23 protein-coding genes are annotated in these 19,993 nt (G+C 53.9%); 17 read left to right on the top strand and 6 right to left on the bottom strand.

Going from position 1 to position 19,993, the window contains the following annotated elements:
- Position 1: 1 nt before the first annotated feature.
- The 4 genes from M467_RS28765 to M467_RS28750 are packed head-to-tail and all read left to right on the top strand — an operon-like array spanning position 2 to position 2,681.
- On the top strand, positions 2 to 661 hold the full coding sequence (locus M467_RS28765) for an amino acid ABC transporter permease (RefSeq protein WP_021067679.1): 660 nt from the start codon (positions 2 to 4) through the stop codon (positions 659 to 661).
- On the top strand, positions 658 to 1,380 hold the full coding sequence (locus M467_RS28760; protein WP_021067678.1) for an amino acid ABC transporter ATP-binding protein: 723 nt from the start codon (positions 658 to 660) through the stop codon (positions 1,378 to 1,380). Before M467_RS28765 ends, M467_RS28760 begins: the two co-directional genes overlap by 4 nt.
- Before the next feature lie 39 nt (positions 1,381 to 1,419).
- Positions 1,420 to 2,094 (top strand): metal-dependent hydrolase, encoded by a 675-nt coding sequence (locus M467_RS28755; RefSeq protein WP_021067677.1) that lies wholly within the window; start codon positions 1,420 to 1,422, stop codon positions 2,092 to 2,094.
- Positions 2,094 to 2,681 (top strand): HD domain-containing protein, encoded by a 588-nt coding sequence (locus M467_RS28750; protein ID WP_031200288.1) that lies wholly within the window; start codon positions 2,094 to 2,096, stop codon positions 2,679 to 2,681. Before M467_RS28755 ends, M467_RS28750 begins: the two co-directional genes overlap by 1 nt.
- Before the next feature lie 32 nt (positions 2,682 to 2,713).
- On the opposite strand, the gene fadH is transcribed toward M467_RS28750, so the two are convergent.
- The gene (fadH, locus tag M467_RS28745; protein WP_021067675.1) at positions 2,714 to 3,478 is read right to left on the bottom strand and encodes a 2,4-dienoyl-CoA reductase; all 765 of its coding nucleotides are present in this window, start codon (positions 3,476 to 3,478) and stop codon (positions 2,714 to 2,716) included.
- A gap of 93 nt (positions 3,479 to 3,571) precedes the next feature.
- Entirely contained in the window at positions 3,572 to 4,651 is a 1,080-nt protein-coding gene (locus M467_RS28740) for an N-acetylglucosaminidase (RefSeq protein WP_235045193.1), read from the bottom strand.
- A gap of 68 nt (positions 4,652 to 4,719) precedes the next feature.
- On the opposite strand from M467_RS28740, the gene M467_RS28735 reads away from it, so the two are divergent.
- Entirely contained in the window at positions 4,720 to 5,709 is a 990-nt protein-coding gene (locus tag M467_RS28735; RefSeq protein WP_021067673.1) for an aromatic acid exporter family protein, read from the top strand.
- 179 nt (positions 5,710 to 5,888) lie between these two features.
- Positions 5,889 to 7,019, top strand: coding sequence for a M20/M25/M40 family metallo-hydrolase (locus tag M467_RS28730; RefSeq protein ID WP_021067672.1), 1,131 nt, complete (start codon positions 5,889 to 5,891; stop codon positions 7,017 to 7,019).
- A gap of 44 nt (positions 7,020 to 7,063) precedes the next feature.
- Here M467_RS28730 and M467_RS31810 read toward each other — a convergent pair whose 3' ends face one another.
- A complete protein-coding gene (locus tag M467_RS31810; protein WP_021067671.1) occupies positions 7,064 to 7,237 on the bottom strand; it encodes a hypothetical protein in 174 nt (57 codons plus the stop codon).
- A 75-nt stretch (positions 7,238 to 7,312) separates the two neighbouring features.
- Between M467_RS31810 and rnz the strand changes: the two genes are divergently transcribed.
- The 7 genes from rnz to M467_RS28695 are packed head-to-tail and all read left to right on the top strand — an operon-like array spanning position 7,313 to position 11,967.
- On the top strand, positions 7,313 to 8,218 hold the full coding sequence (gene rnz, locus M467_RS28725; RefSeq protein WP_031200286.1) for a ribonuclease Z: 906 nt from the start codon (positions 7,313 to 7,315) through the stop codon (positions 8,216 to 8,218).
- Position 8,219: 1 nt separating this feature from the next.
- Entirely contained in the window at positions 8,220 to 9,110 is an 891-nt protein-coding gene (locus M467_RS28720; protein WP_021067669.1) for a hypothetical protein, read from the top strand.
- Complete coding sequence (locus M467_RS28715) at positions 9,107 to 9,517, top strand: DUF4430 domain-containing protein (RefSeq protein ID WP_021067668.1); 411 nt, start codon at positions 9,107 to 9,109, stop codon at positions 9,515 to 9,517. The genes M467_RS28720 and M467_RS28715 overlap by 4 nt, the downstream gene beginning before the upstream one ends.
- Positions 9,495 to 10,163, top strand: coding sequence for a hypothetical protein (locus tag M467_RS28710; protein ID WP_021067667.1), 669 nt, complete (start codon positions 9,495 to 9,497; stop codon positions 10,161 to 10,163). Before M467_RS28715 ends, M467_RS28710 begins: the two co-directional genes overlap by 23 nt.
- A complete protein-coding gene (locus M467_RS28705; RefSeq protein ID WP_021067666.1) occupies positions 10,132 to 11,091 on the top strand; it encodes an ATP-binding cassette domain-containing protein in 960 nt (319 codons plus the stop codon). The genes M467_RS28710 and M467_RS28705 overlap by 32 nt, the downstream gene beginning before the upstream one ends.
- Entirely contained in the window at positions 11,067 to 11,612 is a 546-nt protein-coding gene (locus tag M467_RS28700) for a hypothetical protein (RefSeq protein WP_021067665.1), read from the top strand. The genes M467_RS28705 and M467_RS28700 overlap by 25 nt, the downstream gene beginning before the upstream one ends.
- A gap of 34 nt (positions 11,613 to 11,646) precedes the next feature.
- Complete coding sequence (locus M467_RS28695; RefSeq protein ID WP_021067664.1) at positions 11,647 to 11,967, top strand: hypothetical protein; 321 nt, start codon at positions 11,647 to 11,649, stop codon at positions 11,965 to 11,967.
- Positions 11,968 to 12,034: 67 nt separating this feature from the next.
- Here M467_RS28695 and M467_RS28690 read toward each other — a convergent pair whose 3' ends face one another.
- Complete coding sequence (locus tag M467_RS28690; protein WP_021067663.1) at positions 12,035 to 12,829, bottom strand: SDR family NAD(P)-dependent oxidoreductase; 795 nt, start codon at positions 12,827 to 12,829, stop codon at positions 12,035 to 12,037.
- Between the two features lie 150 nt (positions 12,830 to 12,979).
- On the opposite strand from M467_RS28690, the gene M467_RS28685 reads away from it, so the two are divergent.
- From M467_RS28685 to M467_RS28675, 3 genes are all read left to right on the top strand, one after another.
- The gene (locus M467_RS28685; RefSeq protein ID WP_021067662.1) at positions 12,980 to 13,882 is read left to right on the top strand and encodes a peptidase U32 family protein; all 903 of its coding nucleotides are present in this window, start codon (positions 12,980 to 12,982) and stop codon (positions 13,880 to 13,882) included.
- A gap of 9 nt (positions 13,883 to 13,891) precedes the next feature.
- Entirely contained in the window at positions 13,892 to 15,145 is a 1,254-nt protein-coding gene (locus M467_RS28680; RefSeq protein WP_021067661.1) for a peptidase U32 family protein, read from the top strand.
- Positions 15,146 to 15,226: 81 nt separating this feature from the next.
- Entirely contained in the window at positions 15,227 to 16,609 is a 1,383-nt protein-coding gene (locus M467_RS28675; protein ID WP_021067660.1) for an MATE family efflux transporter, read from the top strand.
- On the opposite strand, the gene M467_RS28670 is transcribed toward M467_RS28675, so the two are convergent.
- Entirely contained in the window at positions 16,604 to 17,473 is an 870-nt protein-coding gene (locus M467_RS28670; RefSeq protein WP_021067659.1) for a DMT family transporter, read from the bottom strand. The genes M467_RS28675 and M467_RS28670 overlap by 6 nt on opposite strands.
- 124 nt (positions 17,474 to 17,597) lie before the next feature.
- On the opposite strand from M467_RS28670, the gene M467_RS28665 reads away from it, so the two are divergent.
- Positions 17,598 to 19,724: a DNA topoisomerase III gene (locus tag M467_RS28665; protein WP_021067658.1), complete on the top strand. Its 2,127-nt coding sequence runs from the start codon at positions 17,598 to 17,600 to the stop codon at positions 19,722 to 19,724.
- A 25-nt stretch (positions 19,725 to 19,749) separates the two neighbouring features.
- Here the strand turns inward: M467_RS28665 and ytzI are convergent, their stop codons facing one another.
- On the bottom strand, positions 19,750 to 19,917 hold the full coding sequence (ytzI, locus tag M467_RS31710) for a YtzI protein (RefSeq protein WP_021067657.1): 168 nt from the start codon (positions 19,915 to 19,917) through the stop codon (positions 19,750 to 19,752).
- Positions 19,918 to 19,993: the final 76 nt, after the last annotated feature.

Below are 19,993 nucleotides of genomic sequence, written 5' to 3'. Positions count from 1 at the left end.
AATGGATTTTAGTCGGATTTATGATTCTATCCCGTATATTCTCGAAGGGATTCCCGTCATGTTCCAAGTCGTGCTCGTCTCGGCCTTGTTCGGGATTACGCTTGGCGTCGTCGTCGCCACATTCAAAATCGTCCCAAACCGTCTCGTCAACTTCATCGGGCACGCCTATACGGCCGTGTTCCGCGGAACCCCGCTCATCTTGCAACTCGCGATCATCCACTTCGGATTGCCGCAGTTGACCGGATATATCACGACGCCATACCAATCGGCCGTCATCGCCTTCTCACTCAACTCGGCGGCGTATATCTCGGAAATCATTCGGGCCGGGATTCAAGCGGTCGATAAAGGCCAGTGGGAAGCGTCGGATGCCCTTGGCGTCCCGTACGTCAAACAACTGCGATCAATCATCTTGCCGCAGGCGTTCAAAAACATCTTGCCGGCCCTCGTCAACGAGATGATCACGCTCACGAAAGAATCGGCGCTCGTCTCGACGGTCGGTGTGCTCGACATCATGCGCCGGGCGCAAATCGTCGGTGGGCAAAAGGCGATCTACTTTGAACCGCTCCTGTTTGCCGGTGTGATATACTTTACAATAGTGATGGTGTTGACGTATCTTGGTCAACGTCTAGAAAAACGGCTTAGAAAGAGTGATGGCAGATGATACAAGTAAACGATTTATACAAACAATTTGGTGACCTCGAGGTCCTCAAAGGCATTACGACATCGATTGAGAAAGGGGAGGTCGTCGCCGTCATCGGTCCGTCCGGTTCGGGGAAATCGACGTTCCTCCGTTGCTTGAACATGCTCGAGGTGCCGACGTCTGGAACGGTCAGCGTCGCCGGCTATGAGCTCACGAAAAAAGGGGCGAACGTCTCGAAGGCACGCCAAAATATCGGGATGGTGTTCCAACAGTTCAACTTGTTCCCGCATATGAGCGTGCTCGACAATTTGACATACGCGCCGATCAACGTCTTGAAAGTGAGCAAGGCCGAGGCGATCGAACGGGCGAAAAAGCTCCTCGAACGGGTCGGATTGTCCGAGAAAATCGACGCCTATCCGAGTCAACTGTCGGGTGGACAAAAACAACGTGTCGCGATCGCCCGGGCGCTCGCGATGGAGCCGAACGTCATGTTGTTCGATGAGCCGACGTCAGCGCTCGACCCAGAGATGGTCAACGAAGTGCTCGATGTCATGAAAGGGCTCGCCGAGTCTGGGATGACGATGGTCGTCGTCACGCACGAGATGGGCTTCGCCCGTGAAGTGGCAGACCGCGTCCTCTTCCTCGACGAAGGCATCTTGATGGAGGAAGGCAAACCGGCCGACCTGCTCCTCAATCCGCAGACCGACCGCGCAAAACGCTTCTTAGAAAAAGTCTTATAACTGAAACGATCCATCTGACACCAGAAAGGGAGGATTTCTATGAAGATCACCTACTATGGCCACGCGACCGTGCAACTCGATATCGACGGGACATCCGTCTTAATCGATCCGTTCCTGACGAGCAATCCGCATACGGACGTCGACCCGGCGAGTGTCAAAGCAGACTATATCTTGCTCACCCACGCCCATTTTGACCATATCGAAGACGTCGAATTGATTGCGAAACAGACGGGCGCAACGATCGTCGCGACACACGAGCTGGCGACATATTATGAGAAGAAGGGTTTTTCGGTCCACGGCATGAACATCGGGGGCGGCCATTCGTTCGCGTTCGGCCGCGTCACGATGACGCAGGCGTTCCATAGCTCGAGTCTCGACATGGGCGACATCCCGGTTTATATGGGAATGCCGGGCGGGTTCATCATCGAGACGAACGCACTCACGGTGTACCACGCCGGGGACACGGCGCTATTTTCGGATATGAAACTGTACGGCGAACGCTTCGAGATTGACGTCGCCTTCCTCCCGATCGGGGATAACTTCACGATGGGACCGGTCGACGCACTCGATGCGGCGCACTGGCTCCAAGCGAAACGAGTCGTCCCAATCCATTTTGATACGTTCCCGCCCATCAAACAAGACGCACGGGCGTTCTGCGATCAATTGCACCAACGTGGTCTCTTGATTGAGCCGAACACGACGATTGAGATTTGATGATGCATCCAGCGGTGCTCGAGACCGAACGGTACGTGGCGAAGCTGCATGCCGGAGACCATACCGGCCATGATATGGCCCATCTCGACCGCGTGCGCCGTTTGACGACGCATCTCGCGGAAGGCGAAGCGGTCGACGGTCTCGCTTTGACGCTCGCGGCGCTCTTGCATGATGTCGAGGATGAGAAGCTTGGACGTGATAAAGGTCTCGTCGCACGTCACCTTGACACGTTACCGATCGACCCCGAACAACGGGCTCACGTCCTGACGATGATTGAAGAGTCGTCCTTTTCAAAAGGACGGTCCCCGTCGTCACGTGAGAGCGCGATGCTGCAAGACGCCGACCGGCTCGACGCGATTGGGGCAATCGGCATCGCCCGGACGTTCCAATTTGCCGGCGCACGTGGCAATAGCCTCCACGGCGAGGGTGACTCGAAAAGCGCGATCGCTCATTTCGAGGAGAAGTTGCTCCGGCTCGCGAATCAAATGCATACGGAACGGGCGAGACGAATCGCCCGGGACCGCAACGCGTTCATGGTTACTTTTTTGGAACGGTTCGAAGCGGAATGGACAGGGCAAGACATATGAAACGGCCGAGGAATCCCTCGGCCGTTTTTTGGTTAGAACGGATGTTTATTTAGCCAATGGCCACCGTCGAGGGAAATGCATTCCCCGTTCAAATAGCGCATCTCGTCCGACGCCATCCAAAAGGCGAGGTCGGCAATCTCTTCCGGTGTCCCGAACCGTCCGAGCGGCACATTGCGGCGGATGCGCTCGACTTCTTTGACGTGGACGGCTAGTTTGTCGGCTCCACCTGTCCGCTCGATTGGCCCCGGGCTAATCGCGTTCACACGCGCCCCAAACTGATATCCCCATTCGACGGCGAGCGTTCGCGTCAAATTGAGCACACCGGCCTTGGCGGCCGCGCTCGGTGCGACACCGGCGCCCGCTTGCCAGGCATACGACGCGACCATGTTGATGATGGAGCCGTCACGCAGTTGCTCCCGTTCCCAATGCTTGCCGAGCACGTGGGTGCAGTTGAACGTCCCGTTCAAGACGATGTCGATGACGCTCGTCCATCCGTTCGGCGTCAAGTCGAGCGTCGGGCAGACGAAATTACCGGCCGCGTTGTTAACGAGCGCGTGCACTGGACCGAACCGTTCAATGATTTGATCGAGCGCAACGGCACACCCCTCATAGTCACGCACATCGTGTTGCACGGCTATCGCCGCTCCGGCCCCGATGGTCTCCAGTTCGCCCATCGCTTCTTGTAGCCGCTCCTCGTTGCGGCCGCTGATGGCGACGTTCCAGCCCTCGGTCTTGAATTTTAGCGCCATCGCCTTGCCCATCCCCGATGAGCCACCTGTGATCCAAATCGTTTTCATACAAATCCCCCTTTGAAATGAATGGTCGTTCAGTTTATGTATTCGCTCAGCGAAGGGGGGATTCCTGCAAAAAAAGTGACGGCCGTTGGGCCATCACTTCAACTGCTCTAAATAGGTCAATCCGAGTTCACGGTCGATGCGATACATCGTCCCGGCGACTTTCTCGCCCCAATACGGGTCCGAGGCGTAATTGACGTTGACGCCTTCTTGTTTATTGCCAGGGAACGGTCCTCGGTCATAGGCGCCCGTCACGTACTTTTCGGCGAATAAACGAGCCGCCGCATCGATGCTCGCCTCGACAGACGGATAGGAGGCCGCATTTCCGCTCGGGTCGTTGTCGGTCGCCTGGAAGCCGAACAAGTTATTCTTTTCCCGGGCGATGGCTGACGTACCGAATCCGGACTCGTGTCCGGCGACGGCCATGAGGAACAAGGCGTTGATGCCGAACTCTGCCTCGGCATCTTTGAAGGCGTCGCCTTTACCAGCGAGCGGGCTGTCGTCGAGTGAGCCGAGGAAGGCGTCGAGCTCGCGAGCCGAATACGGTGCCTTCGACGCGATCGAGGCGAACTGGTATGGCGAATCGAACACGTCGCGCACGTCCTCCGTATAATAGCGGTCGGACGACTGTTGCGGCGCCGGTCCGACGAGGAACGTCCCGGCCAAGTTGCCGTTCGCCTCGACGGTATGGAACACTTGTCCGTCCCGCATCTGATAGAAGCCGCGACGCTCGACGACGGCGTCCGGATAAAGCGTCATGTCGGCCGGCTTCACGTAGACGTCGGCGCCGGAAATGTTCACCAACAAATGCTTGTCGGCCGTCTGCACGAGACGGAGGCGGGTCCCGCCGGCGACATACGACTGCCGTTTCTTAAACTCGGCGTCTTGATACAAGTTCGTGATTCGGTCGGTCGGGGTGACGGCGATACCGGTACCTATGAAGTCGATGACGTCGCCTGACGCATCGAGCAGGGCCCGGTTGCCCCCACGTTCCATATAGTCCCGCGCCTCGTCGAGTGACTCAAATGATCGGGTCGAGACGTCCCCGCTGTCATAGGTCTGAACGGTATACGAGCCGCTCGGACGGTCTTGGAGCCAAAGGAAACCTAAAACGGCGAGGGCGAGCGTGAGCAGCGTGGGAATCACGCCACGTTTTTTTCTTTTCAATACGATCACTTCCAAACATATGGATTGCCAAACGGAACAAACTAGTGAACAATTTTGTGAGAGAGGAGGAGATATTTATGAAAATCGGATCACGCACGCTCAAGACTGCGGCGGCAGCCGGGATCGCCATGCTCATCTCCGAGACGATTCATCTCGATTACTACGTCTTCGCAGCCATCATCGCCATCCTCAGTATTCAGGAGACACGGAAAAAGTCGTTTCGGGCTTCCTATGAGCGGGTCATGGCCAGCCTGATTGCAATCGGCATGGGGGCATTGATGTTCACCTTGCTCGGTTATTCACCGGCGACGCTCACACTTTATTTTGTCATGTTCATCCCGCTCGTTCAACAGCTCAAACTGCAGGACGGCATGATCACGAGTGTCGTCATCTTGACCCATCTATATACGGAAGGGCAGTTCTCGCTCGATTTGTTCGTGAACGAGCTGTTATTGATCGCCATCGGCGTCGGGGTCGGACTCGTCGTCAACATGTATATGCCGACACTTGATAAAGAGATCGAGCGCATCAAAGACAATATCGACCGGGCCCTCGCCGTTCACTTTTATGATGTGGCCGCCTGTGTCGAGACGGGCGTCTATAACGACCATTCGATGATGCTCTTGAAGACGCGGGATTATTTGAAACAAGGGAAAGACCTCGCGCTCCGTCGCATGGGGAACTCGATTGGGAAGCGGAACGAGGACATGGATTACCTGTACTTCCGAATGCGGGAGCGGCAATATGACATCTTGAAGCGCATCGCCGAGAACTCACGGGAGATCACGATGGTCGTCAATGAGGCCAAACCGGTCGCGACGTTCCTTCGGCGCGTCGGCGACAACGTCAACCAACGGGCCGACGCTTCGACGTTCCTACGGGAGCTCGAAGAGACGATTGAGCATTATCGAAAAAACGTACCCCTCCCCACGTCGCGTGAGGAATTTGAGGTACGTTCATCGTTATTAAATATTTTGTCGGACGTGAAGAGCTACTTGATTTTAAAAGAGCGGTATATCCTGCTGTTACAGGAACATGGCCACCCCGGACAAAAACGTGCTCAATAAAAAGATGGATACGATGACGACGACACCGATTTGAATGATGCGTTGACGCTTTTTCTGTTTCTTACTCATGACGTTCCTCCAAATGTGTTTGTCCTCATTGTACAGAATGGAAAAGGTTCGTGCAAACGGCACGAGTTTGTTATAATAACCTAGAAATGTTTGGATGGAGGGATGTTTTCATGGTAAACGAGAAACGAGTGCTTGACACATTTTTACAACTGGTCGGGATCGACTCAGAGACGAAAGAAGAAGCAGTCATCTGTGAGCATTTAAAGGCGGTCTTCACAGAGCTCGGATGCGACGTCTATGAAGACGATGCGTCGACGAAAACGGCTCATTCAGGTAACAACTTGATTATTACGCTACCGGCGACGAAGCAAGACGTCGACCCGATCTATTTCACGGCTCACATGGATACGGTCACACCAGGTAAAGGGATCAAGACAAGTATTCAAGACGGTTACGTCGTGACGGATGGGACAACGATCCTCGGGGCGGATGATAAAACCGGATTGACGGCGATGATCGAACTCGTTCGCGTGTTGACGGAACAAGCGATTCCGCACGGTCAAATCCAGTTCGTAATCACAGTCGGAGAAGAATCTGGGCTCGTCGGGGCAAAAGTGCTCGATCTTTCGAAAATTGATGCGAAGTTCGGCTTCGCGCTCGATTCGGATGGCCCGGTCGGCGACATTATCGTCGCAGCACCGACTCAGGCGAAAGTGAACGCCAAAATCTATGGCAAGACGGCTCATGCCGGTGTAGCCCCGGAAAAAGGTGTATCGGCGATTCAAATCGCGGCGAAAGCAATCGCGAAGATGAAGTTAGGCCGCATCGATGATGAGACGACGGCAAACATCGGACGCTTCGAAGGCGGCCGTGCCACGAACATCGTCTGCGACTACGTCGAAGTCCTCGCCGAGGCGCGTTCATTGATTCATGAAAAGATGGAAGCACAAGCCGAAGCGATGAAACAAGCGTATCTTGACGCAGCTGAAGAACATGGCGGACGTGCGGAAGTCGACATCGACATCATGTACCCAGGCTTTAAGTTCGAAGAAGGGGACGAAGTCGTCGAAGTGGCGAAAGCAGCCGCGACAGCGATTGGCCGTCCAATTCGAATCTTGCATTCGGGCGGCGGTTCTGACGCCAACGTGATTGCCGGCGGTGGGATTCCGACCGTCAACCTTGCTGTTGGATATGAAGAAATTCATACGACGAACGAGCGTATGCCACTCGTCGAACTGTACAAGTTGGTTGAATATGTCGTTCAAATTGTCGAGCTCGTCGCGACACCTAAAACGAAATGAAAAAGAGCCGACGTGATGTCGGCTCTTCCTATGTGTTCGAGCTATTATGCGGCGAACTCCAACGATTCTAAAACGAGTTCGTCTGAACAGTGAAGTTCCATCGCTATGTCGTGAATGAGGATTGAGGTGCCTAATTCTTGTTGGTGTTTGCGATTCATTGAAGTCGCCCGTTCCCGGATCTGTTGATAGATCGAGTCGGAATGTTCAACTTTCTTCATCACGGATCACATCCTTTTTCAACGATTGCCTACAGTATAGCATGGAATGGACGACAAGAAAGGACAATATTATTTATGAAGTTACAATTTTTAGGAACTGGCTCCGGTATGCCGTCGAAACAACGGAACGTCTCGGGGTTGGCACTTACGCTTGCGAAACAGACGTGGCTTATCGATTGTGGCGAGGCGACCCAGCACCAAATGTTGCATACGAAAGTCAAGCCGCGCAAAGTCTCAGCCGTCTGGGTGACACACCTTCACGGGGATCACGTCTTCGGTCTGCCCGGGTTTCTGTCGACGCGCTCGGCACTCGACGGGTCGAGCCCGCTCACCTTGTATGGACCGAAAGGCATCAAGAAATGGCTCGAGTTGACGATGAAAGTAACCGGTTCTTATCTCGGCTATGATTTGACGATTGTCGAGTACGAGGACGGCGATACGTTCGAACAGGACGGGCACATCGTCACGGTCAGACGGCTTGAACATCGCTTTCCGTCTTATGGATTCCGCATCGAAGCGCCGGAACGACCGGGCGCATTGCTCGTCGAAAAAGTGAAGGCGCTCGGCATCCCGAGCGGACCGATTTATCGGACGATCAAGCAGTCTGACACGTTCGAGTTTGAAGGGAAAACGTACGCCTCTAAAGAATACGTCACTGACACGGTTGCCGGACCGGTCGTGGCGATTCTAGGCGATACGGTCCCTTGTCCGAACGCAGCCATCCTCGCCACTGGCGTCGACGTGCTCGTTCATGAAGCGACGTTCATGCAAGCAGAGGCGAAACTCGCCCGTCAATACGGCCACTCGACGACAGTTGAGGCGGCAACGCTCGCAAAAACGGCGCAAGTTGGCCGTTTGATTGTCACGCATATCTCGGCCCGCTATCAAGGTCGAGACGAGGCGTTTGTGGATGAAGTGCGCACCGTGTTTCCAGACAGCCATGTAGCGACTGACTTCTTCGAGTTTACAGTGGGGGATTAACGTGACAGTACAACTATACGTATGGCTAGGCTTTTTCGTCATCAGTACGTTGCTAGGTTTACGCTTAAATCAACTGAAAGAACCGGAACCAAACTTTCTTATCAAATTTTTATTTTTCTCATTGCTCGGGATCGTTTCATTCCCGATTGGTGGCTTTCATATTCCAATCGGATTCCTGATGTCGTTCTTATTCTTCCCGAAACGCAATAGCCGCTATAAATGGTACGGGGCGCTCGTCGGATTCTTTTTCTTCATCGTCCTCTTGTTCGTCCCACTCTTTGATCAATCCGAATTCCGGGCCGAGTCACAACAGATTGGAACGGTGTCGATTCAAGACGAGACGTTTGACGAGATGACGGACAACATTCTGCGCCGGATCAACAGTGAGTCCATCAAACTCGACCGAAGCAAAATGATTTTCAGCGAGGACGGTGAACTCCGTTCGCTCGAATATTTGCTCATGGTCGAACGCGCAAATTCGTATCAACAGATTCGAATCAACTACGACGAATCGGGCGAGCTGACGTATCGTCAAGTCGACGAACTGAATAAGGATTCGGGAAGTGCGTTCTTCGAGAAACTCGTCGACTTTGAACATATGCTCGACGCGATCCGGAAACCGGCCTGGTCTGAATTCAAGACACAAGTCGATGCCCCGTTCCTCCAGTTCTCATTCGATGGGCTGTACGACATGTACACGTTCGAGAACGAGTCGATGCTCATGATCAATCGGGATAATCGCCTCGTCAAGTTCTGGTTGCAACGCGAGCCGGTGCTCGCCAACAGCATTCAATTGTCGGGATTGAGCCAGCAAGGGCGGACGACGGGTGAGAAATACACGATTCTATACAACTACTCTATCCATCAACGAGAGGATTTGACTGATTTATGAAAAAATTGCTTCTGATGAGTTTACTTGTCCCGCTTTTGACCGCATGCGGAGGAGATACGACATCGACCGAGGAAGCGGCTTGTGATGTCGAGCCGACGATTTCTGTTTACAATGCGGCGACCGAAGAGACGCTGTTCAATGAGAAGAGTGTCTGCTTAGAAGAAGGGGCGACGGTACTCGATGCCCTTGAAGCGACCGAGCTTGACATTGAATCGGTCGGCGACGGAGACATGACTTATGTCACGGCCGTTGACGGGATTGAAGAGAAGTCGGCCGGACAATCCTCAGGCTGGGTTTACGCCTTCAATGGTAGCCCGGGCGATGAAGGCGCCGGAGCCAAAGAAGTCGAATCGACCGACATCATTCAATGGCGGTTCGAAGAAGATGCGATTTCTTTCTTCGAATGAGGCAGATTGGGAGCGCAGACATCCGGTCACGCTCCTTTTCTTCTTACTCGTCCATTTGTACGTGTTGACATACTTGAATGACTCGATTTGGCTCCTCCTCGGTCTGTTCGGTTTGTTACTGATGGAACGACGGTTTCCACTGGCGATGCTCGGTGTTATCCTCGCGTTCTTATTGATTTCACTTGCCCCGTTCGTTCTCGGTTGGAGGATTTCGGTCGGTGGTGTCACAAATCAATTGATTCCACTCGCGACTTTTTTGTTCGGTATGATTTGGGTCAATCGATTCATGCGCCTCGAGCGTTTATTGCCGTTCTTGAACAAATGGCCTCGTTCGACAAGGTTGCTGTACGGCGGTTGGGCGCTCGTCCCGACGATGGAACGGGCGGTCCGTTTATCGTTGGCCAGTCATCCGCGACGTGACTGGCAAGAGGCCGTCGTCGTCGGCATCGACAGCCAACGCCTCGAGCCGGTATATGTGACGAATCGGATGAGACGCTTCGAACGACATGACTGGGTCCAATGTCTCGTCCTCGCTAGTTTCGGGGCGATTGCGGGTATGGTCACACCGGTCGTTTGGCTTCTGTATCCATATTTGACGAAGGGAGGGGTGCGCGATGCGTTGGTTATCCTTGGCAGACGGACATGATGAATTCGAGGAGTGGGTGAGGGAAGAACAAGCGCGAGTCGTTCGCCTCGACACTCCGCTTGCTGGGAAAGTCGCAACACTCATTTCTGGGAGTGACGCCCTGCGAGGAGCCGAACTGGCTGCCATTCTTCAAATCGATCATCTATTTCATAAGCGATTCGACGAGTGCTCAAGTGGGGAACGGCAACTCGTCCGAATCGCTCACGCCCTGGCCGATTCATCCGAGGCGATCGTCTTAATCGAGCCGTTTCGACATTTGGATCGGTTTCGGGTCGAGCATTTGACGATGTTGCTCAGCAGGTTGACCGGGCTCGGCGTTCGGATTGCATACACGGACAGGGCGCGCGAACATACCCCATCCGACCCGTTTCACGTCAATCCGACCATGAATCAGCCCCAACTTATCGTGACGGACGTGTCCTATCGCCATCCGTTGCAGGCTTCCTATGCGGTCGAGCATGTGTCATACGAGGCGAAGCAGGCAGGACTGACCATCTGTATCGGAACGAACGGGAGCGGGAAATCGACGTTGCTCGAATTGATTGCCAAAAGCGTGCGTCCCTTGTATGGGAAGGTTAAATGGGCAGAGCGGCCGGTTTATTTACCGGCCGAGCAAGAGTACGGCCCGTTCCCGCATGCGGCGAATCGTCGCGTCGCTCAACTGCAGGCCGTCTTCGATTCCGAAGCTTCGCTGTTCTTGTTGGATGAGCCAAGCGTGGGCTTGACCGAGCAAGAGCGCTCTCAGTTTGAACGAGCGTTAACCGAGAAAGCCATGACGGCACATGTTTTGTGTGCGACACATGATGAGCAACTGATTCAGGCGGCGGACCGTATCCTTTGCCTGTCGAACGGTACGATTGTCTTCGATGGCGATTTAGACGAGTATAGGAAACGGAGTGCGCTATGGTCACATACGTCCTCATCCTAATCATTGCGGCGGCGATCATGTCAAGATTTGAGCGGACGGACATCCCGATCGCCGTTCTGACACAGATTCTCGCGCTTGCCGTCATCGGGCGCTGGTTATTCGTGGCCATCCCGAACGTGCAACCGTCGACGGCGTTGCTCATGTTGACGGCCTTGTATTTCGGGTTCACGAGCGCCGCGATGCTGGCGTTGTTCGTCCCGATTTTATCGGGACTGTTGCTCGGACTCGGTCCGTTCGTCTTGTTTCAATTTTTAGGATGGCTTCTCGTCGTACTCGTCGTCATTTTACTTAAACCACTGCTTCGTCACTCGCGGTGGCTCCTAGCTTTCGTAGGTCTGGGGGCCGGTTTTCTCTTCGGCTGGACGGCCAATCTTTCGTTCGCGGAGGTCATCGGGGCCGACTTCGTCAAACTGCTCGTGCTCAGTCTACCGTTCGATGTGGCCCACGGCATCGGGAACGCCGTCTTCCTCATCTTGTTGCATGACTTGTTCGTTCGCATATTTGTGCGGGAAGACGGGTAACAAGTAGGTATCACACGAGTGAGGTGACACTTGCATGAGCGGATACGTCAATCTGGTTGAAATCGGTTGGTTTCTTTTCATCGGACTGTTGTTTATGGGGCTCAATCTGTTTTTGATGTCACGTCAGCTGCTACGGACGCGCTACGGGATGCTCAGTATCCTCGGGGCCAGCGTTTGGCCGGCACTCATGATCGTCTTGTCCGTCCAAGGTGGAAGCGTCCTCGGCGGGCTGACGGAACGGGCGCTCACCCTCGAAAGCACCTTGGCTTGGTCGGTCGTCGTGGCGACGACACTGATGGTGTGTATTCCGGGCATAACACTCATCCGGCGCATGATTCAGTTGGCGCGGTCATAATCAAATCACATAAAGCAGGAGGAAGTCCCCCGGGGGACCTCCTCCTTTTTTAACGTGCATACATGGGTTAAATCGTCGAGACGTCTTCCGATCCAGCATCTGATGGTTTTTGGAAGCGGCGCAAAATCTCAAGGCTGACTGCGCGTGGCATGAGCTTGGCCGCGGCGACAAGCAGTTGGTTCGACACACCCGGCACGATGACGCGTTTGTTGGTCATGACGCCTTTATAGCCGAAGAAAGCGACGAGATGAGAAGGCATTTTTGACACCATCATCTCGCTGCCGGCCCGATTGAAGAATCCGGTATCGGTTGGACCTGGACAGAGGACACTCACGTGCACGCCTGTTCCTTTCACTTCGGCATGGAGCGCCTCGGTGAGCGATAACACGTAGGCCTTCGTCGCGTAGTAGACCGCCATATACGGACCAGGTTGGAAGGCGGCGACCGATGCGACGTTCAACACATAGCCATGATTCCGTTCCACCATGCCCGGCAAATAAGCTTTCGTCAATTCGGTCAAGGCGTTGACGTTCAAACGGACCTCTTCGGCCTCGGTCTCGGCATCGAGCTCGATAAACTCGCCGGCCGTTCCGAAACCGGCATTGTTGATTAAAAAGTCGACCGTCAGTCCGGCATCGGCGATTGCACTCGTCAATCGTTTTACGGCTTGGTGTTCAGACAAATCGAGGGCGAAGACGTGTACGCTGACACGGTAACGTTTCTCCAGTACTTTTTTTAATTCGTGCAACCGAGGCTCGTTGCGAGACACGAGGATACAATCAAATCCATCCCGGGCCGCTAACACGGCAAGATCGAGTCCGATTCCTGTCGAGGCTCCAGTAATTAAGGCTGTTTTTGTCAAAATCGTCCACTCCTTCGATATAAAAAGTCATACATTGTTACTGATTTCTTCACGAGTTGTTAAATTCCTGCTCGGCCGCGACGTCAAAACGTATGCTAGAGTATAGCAAGAATATGTGATTAGACTCACAAAGTGAGGAGAAGAAACCAGATGATGATACAGCTAGTGACTACAGCACAGGGCGTCGAGCAAGCAGAAGCGCTGATTATGGCGGGCTCTGACCGCATCTATATCGGAGAAGCAACATACGGGTTACGCCATAAGGGAGACTGGTCGTTGGAGGCTGTGCGAGAAGTCACAGCGATTGCCCACCGTTATGGCAAAGAAGTGACCGTCGCCGTCAATAATTTGATGCACAATCATCAGATTGAGACGCTGCCTGACTATTTATCGGCTTTAAAAACAATCGGGGTTGACAGTGTGACGGCCGGTGACCCGGGCGCCATCCGCTTAATCCGTAATGCAAATATCCCCTATTGGTATGATGCTCAAACGCTCGTCACGTCGGCCCGACACATTCAATTTTGGGGCAAACGCGATGCAATCGGGGCAATCGCGGCCCGTGAAGTGACGTTGACTGAACTCGGGCTGATTCAACAGCAAATCGGATTGCCGGTCGAAGTCCAAGTGTACGGACCGACGTGTATCCATCATTCGAAACGTCCGCTCTTGACGAACTACTTCAATGAGATTGGCCGATCGAACACGTTGGCAGAAGCACGCGAATACTATGTGAGCGAACCATCGGATGCGGACAGCCGCTATCCGGTGTATGAAGACGAAAACGGGACGCATGTGTTCTCTGAGGATTTGACGCTTATGGGACAACTGCCCACTTTAATAACAGGCGGCCTACACACGTGGAAGCTCGAGGGTTGGCACGCGGGTGATGCATTCGTTGATATCGTCCGCTTGTTCGATAAGGCCCGCTCAGATTTATTGAACGGTCGATTCGACCGTCTCGTCATGGAACGGCGTCTCGCCGAACTGCAGCCGGAACAATTCCGGCTCGGGACGGGACTATTGTTACGAAATCCAGAAGAGATCAAGTGAGGGATTGAGATGAAAAAACGTCCAGAATTATTAGCACCGGCCGGCAACTTAGAAAAATTGAAGATGGCGATTTTGTATGGGGCCGATGCGGTCTTTATCGGGGGACAACAGTTCGGACTCCGCTCTCGGGCCGGCAATTTTGGGTATGACGAGATGGCCGAAGGCGTCGCGTTCGCCCATGCGCGCGGGGCAAAAGTGTATGTCGCCGCGAATATGGTGACCCATGAAGGCGATATCGATGGCGCGGGCGAGTTCTTTTGCAAGCTTCGCGATATCGGCATTGATGCCGTCATCGTGTCCGACCCGGCCATGATTGAGGTATGCCTCACGGATGCGCCGGGACTTCCGGTCCATTTGTCGACGCAGGCGTCAGCGACGAACTATGAGACGCTCCGCTTTTGGCAAGAGGAAGGATTGGAGCGAATCGTTCTCGCCCGCGAAGTATCGATGGAAGAAATCAAAGAGATGAAACGGCAAGTCGATGTCGAAATCGAGACGTTCGTCCATGGGGCGATGTGCATCTCGTACTCGGGACGTTGCACCTTATCGAACCATATGGCGCTCCGCGATGCGAACCGGGGTGGCTGTGCCCAGTCATGCCGTTGGAAGTACGGATTCTTTGAGGCGGACGAACTGTTGACTGACGAGATGGCAGCACGCGACGAGGAACCGTTCTCGATGAGCTCGGTCGACTTGGCGATGGTACGTCACATTCCGGACTTGGTCGACGCTGGCGTCGACAGCTTGAAAATTGAGGGACGGATGAAATCGATTCACTATGTGGCGACCGTTTGTAACGTCTATCGTCAAGTCATCGACGCGTACTGTAATGACCCCGAGGGATTCGAGTTTAATCCGGCGTGGGAAGAAGAAATCTGGAAAGCGGCACAACGAGAACTCGCGACCGGATTCTATTACGGCGTCCCGACCGAGAACGAGCAACTATTCGGTAAGCCGCGCGCCATCCCGCAATATGCATTCGCGGCACGCGTCATCGCGTATGAACCGACGACAAAAATAGCGACACTCGAGCAACGAAACCATTTTCGGCGCGGGGAAGAAGTCGAGTTCTTCGGTCCCGGCTTCGTCCGTTTCTCGCAGCGCATCGATGAGCTGTACGATGAGTCGGGAGAAAGCCTCGAGACGGCGAACCAGGCGATGATGACGGTACGTGTCAAGGTCGAGCAACCGGTCGCGACCGATTTCATCATGCGCAAGCGAAAAGCCGGCGTCGTGAACACGCCTGTGCCGAGCCCGGTCTGACACATCCGACAAGACAACATAGTCGACCGTTCCATCCAATCTTGCTAACCTGTTAACATAGACGACAAAGGGGATGGAAGCATGAATCAGAATACGGAGCAGCTCCGGACCGATCCAATCGGACGCCTGCTGTTCAAACTGTCGCTACCGGCAATGATCGGGATGCTGGTGACGGCACTGTACAACATCATTGATACAATCTTCGTCGCCCGTGGCATCGGGTCGACTGCCGTGGCTGCCATCGGGATCGCCTTTCCGATTCAAATGATTCTTATGGCCGTCTCGAGCGCTGTCGGGTTGGGCGGGGCATCCATCAGTTCAAGGAAACTCGGCAAAGGCGACGATGCCGGTGCCGCCGTCACGTTTTTGAACGTGCTCGTCCTCGTCGGTGTGTTCGCCGCCTTTGCGGTCAGTTCCGCCTTTTTCATGTTGGATGACATCTTGAAAGTGTTCGGAGCGACGTCGGCCATCATGGAACTGAGCCGACAATACTTATCGGTCGTGCTCATCAGCTCTCCGTTCTTCATGTTCACACTCGCGGCGAGCGCGATGGTACGGGCTGAAGGACAGGCGCCTTATCAGATGAAAGTGATGCTCACGACCGTTGTCGTCAACTTGGTGACGACACCGCTATTCATCTTCACGTTCGGCTGGGGCATTTACGGGGCCGCTTGGTCGACGGCGCTCGCTCAAGTCGTCGGGTCTGTGCTCATGCTCCGTTTCTTCTTCTCAAAAAATCGCCGCACCGAGCTCGATTTCCAATGGCGGAAGTTTCGATTACGGTTCGGCGAATTGAAGGAGATTATGGCGATCGGCTCATCTTCGTTCATCATGATGGTCTCCCAGTCGATTTTATTCGTCGGGGTCAACGTCATGCTCGGAACGTACGGTGGGACCGAGGAACTTGCCATCTTTGCGATCATCAATAAATTCATGGCGCTCGTCGGGATGCCGATTATGGGTATCGTCCAAGGTATGCAGCCGATTGTCGGTTACAATTTCGGCGCCAAACAATTCGACCGGATGAGGGAAACGATTTGGACGGCAATGCGGGCTGGAATTGCCATCGCCGTCATCATCTGGTTGACGCTCCAGTTGATTCCGGAACAACTGATGCGCATGTTCACGACCGACGCCAACTTGATTGCCGGCGGCGTGACGGCGATTCATGTGTTGTTCGCCGTCTCATTCCTCCCGAGCGTCCAAATGCTCGTCAACGGCATCTATCAATCGCTCGGGAAGGCCCGGGTCGCGATGTTCTTGTCGCTGTCGCGGCAGACGCTCTATACGATTCCACTCGTCTTCATCCTGCCGAACTTCTTCGGCGTATTCGGTGTCTGGCTCGCATTCCCAATCGCTGATGCGATGACCTTCCTGACAGCGGTCGGGATGGCTGTTTGGGATCGCAAGCTCTTATTCCGCCCGTCAGAAGACGAAATCGAAGCGAAAGCAACCAATTTATGAAGCGACGTCCGTTCTTGTGGAACGGGCGTCTTCTTTTAGGAACAAGTAAATTCCGCCGAGCAGGACGGCCGCACCGACCCATTGCATCACGCCGAGACGCTCGTCGAAGAAGACGAACCCGAAAAGCATGCCCCACAATGCCTCGCCAAGGATGGTGATGCTGACAACGGTCGCACTGACACGGGCGAGCGCATAGTTGAACAAGTTATGTCCTAAAATCGTCGGGAAGAAGGCGAGGGCGAGGAAATACCACCAGTTGACCGATTCGAACGCGGTGAACGTCGTCCCCCGGACGAGAAGCATGAAACAGAGGACGACCGCTGCGACGAGATAGACGCTGAACGAGTATGTATTCGTGTTCATCTCGGTCCGGACGTGTTGGCCGACGAGCCAATAGCCGGCGATGAGCAGAGCAGCGATTAAAGCGAGCAAGTCCCCGAACAGCGCTTCACGTCCGAGTTGAATGTCGCCTGCCGCGACAAGCATACCTCCGAAGACAGCGATGAGCGAGAAGGCTAACCCTTTCCGGGTCGGATTCTTTTTAAAAATCAAGGCGTTCCCGATTAAGACAAAAATCGGGCTCGAAGTGACGAACAGCGTCGAGCTAGCGACGGTTGTATAATCGAGCGATAAAAACCAGAGCCAAAAATGGAACGCGAGCAACGTCCCGCTGAGGAGCAAGGCATATCGCGTCATGAGTCGTGTCCCGAGGAGCGACTTGAAATCGACGAAGGGCAACAACATCAGGCACGTGATCAGCATACGGTAAAACGCGGCCGTCTCGGCCGGTGCGGACGTCCATTTGACGAACAAGACGCTCGTCGATAAGAAGAAGACGGCGGCGAATAAGATAAGATAAGACAAGAGACATCCCCCTTTATGTTGTACATACTCTTCTAATGATATTATAGAATAGATAAGAAAATACATTCTTTCTCGAAAGTGTCGTTCCGACGAGATTTCGGATGACTGTGAAAGTAGGGATCCTATGAGATTAATTATTGCGGAGAAACCGTCGCAGGCCCAAAAACTGGCTGCGCCGTATCCATCAAAAAAGAAAAAAGAGGAGATTGAGATCGCTTCATGTGCCCGGTTCCCAGAAGGCGCCATCGTCGTCTGGGCGGTCGGTCACTTATGCGAGCTGCAAGAACCGTCCCATTATAAGCCGGAATGGAAGTCTTGGAAATATGAGTCGCTCCCAATCGTGCCGGACCGATTCGACTATCGCATCTCGAAAGGCAAGTCGAAACCGTTCCAGACGATTAAGAAATGGCTGCACGACCGGTCCATCACCGACGTCATCATCGCATCCGATGCCGAGCGGGAAGGAGAAGCCATCGTCCGTCTCATTTTACGGCTCGCCGGCAATCAAAAACCTTTGTCGCGCCTATGGATCTCGAGTTTGACCGAGCAGGCGGTCGACCGTGGTTTCGCCGCACTGCTACCAGGCGACCAGACGGTCCCGTACTATCACGAAGCAATGAGTCGCGCCTGTGCCGACTGGCTCGTCGGCATGAACGCATCAAGAGCGTATACAACGCTGTTGAAGACGATCGGCGTCGAGGACGTGTTTTCGCTAGGCCGTGTCCAGACTCCGACGCTCGCTTTGATTGTCAATCGCGAACGTGAGATTAAACAGTTCGTCCCAGAGCCGTATTTTGAGGTCGAGGCGACGCTTCAAAAAGGACGCGGCACGTTCAAAGCGAAATACACGCTCGGTAAGACGACGAAACTAAAGACTCGCGAACAAGCCGACGCGGTCGTCAGCCGAGCGACCGGAACAGCGGTCGTTCAATCGATCGATAAGGAAGAGAAGACGGAACACCCACCGTTCTGGTTCAGTTTATCGGGTTTGCAGGCTGAAGCCGGCAAGCGGTTCGGCTTCGGGGCGAAGAAGACGCTCGACATCGCTCAAAAGCTATATACGAAAGGATGGATCAGTTATCCGCGGACTGACTCAAGTTTCGTCACACCGGACGAGGCGACGTTGTTCCCACAGACGAAAGCAAGACTATTGAAGTCGGCGGCCTATGCCGAGTTGAAAGACGTGTTGACCGAGAACCCGTCCCGGAACAGCCGCTACGTCAACGCGAAAAAGGTCAGTGATCACTATGCGATCATCCCGACCGAGGCGTGTGGCGATGTGGCCCGACTTAGCGGGGATGAGGCAAAACTATACGATTTGATTAACCGTCGCTTTCTTGCGGCGTTCGCCCCTCCGGCCAAGCTTGAGAAAACGACGGTCGACCTCATGGACGGCGACGACCTGTACCGGGCAAAAGGGACGGTCGTCGTCAGTGCCGGCTATCGTCAAGTTGTCGAGATGAAGTCCAAAGACGTCGAACTCCCGGCGCTCACACTCGGGGAGCCGTTGACGGAAAAGAAAGTCGAAGTATTATCGAAACAAACGGAGCCACCGAAACGGTATACAGAAGGCGCGCTCATCATGGCGATGAAGGTGGCCGGTAAGCAGCTCGATGATGAAGAACTGATTCATATCATGAAAGAAGTCGAGGGGCTTGGAACCGAGGCGACACGAGCCAATATTATCGACGGATTGAAGAAGCGGGGCTATGTCGACCTACAAAAGAAAGAACTCGTCCCGACCGATAAAGGGCGCTTGTTGATTGACGTGCTCGGTGACAGTATCCTTGCTTCACCGGCCATGACGGCCAAATGGGAGAAACGTCTCAACGAAATCGGGCAGGCATCGGCTTCGGCCGCCGAATTTATCGACCAGGCGAAAAAGATGTCGATTCATCTCGTCGAAGAGGCGAAAGCGCGAGTCGAGACGGCGAACCCGGAAGGCTATACGATTGAAGCCCGCCGTTTCGGGAAGAAGTCGGCGGCGCGGCCGAAAGCATCGTTCGGCGTCTGCCCGAGCTGTGGCAAGGGACTCGTCGAGCATGCGAAATTCATCGGTTGTAGCGGCTTTCGCGAAGGTTGCAAATTTACGATGTCGAAACAAGTACTCGGCGTCGGAATTGCCAAAGATGAACTGAAACAGATGATTAACGGCGGGCAATCGAACGTGCACACGTTCAAAAAAGGGGACAAGACGTTCGATGCCGCGCTCTACCTTGAAAAAGGGGCACTTCGATTCGAATTTAAATAAAAAATAGAGCCATCCGCCGATGGCTCTATTTTTTCTGCTGTTCTTCTTCGGTGATGCGGCGATTGATTTCATCGTAATCGAGCACGATGTCGTCCTTGTTGTCTTTATAGGCATATCCTTTTTGAATGACAACGATTGACGCGATTAAGACGAGCAAAATAATCAAACCGCTCACAGCGAATATCCATCCCATGCGGCATTCCTCGCTTTCGTACTTCCAGTATGCCAAAAACGAACGAGATTCTCCATCTTTGAACCACTTCGAACTG

Origin of the sequence: Exiguobacterium chiriqhucha RW-2, from assembly GCF_000416965.1 — a bacterium.
GTDB classification, from domain to species: domain Bacteria; phylum Bacillota; class Bacilli; order Exiguobacteriales; family Exiguobacteriaceae; genus Exiguobacterium; species Exiguobacterium chiriqhucha.
Note: the sequence above shows the minus strand (reverse complement) of the source record. Positions and strands in the feature narration are given on the sequence as shown.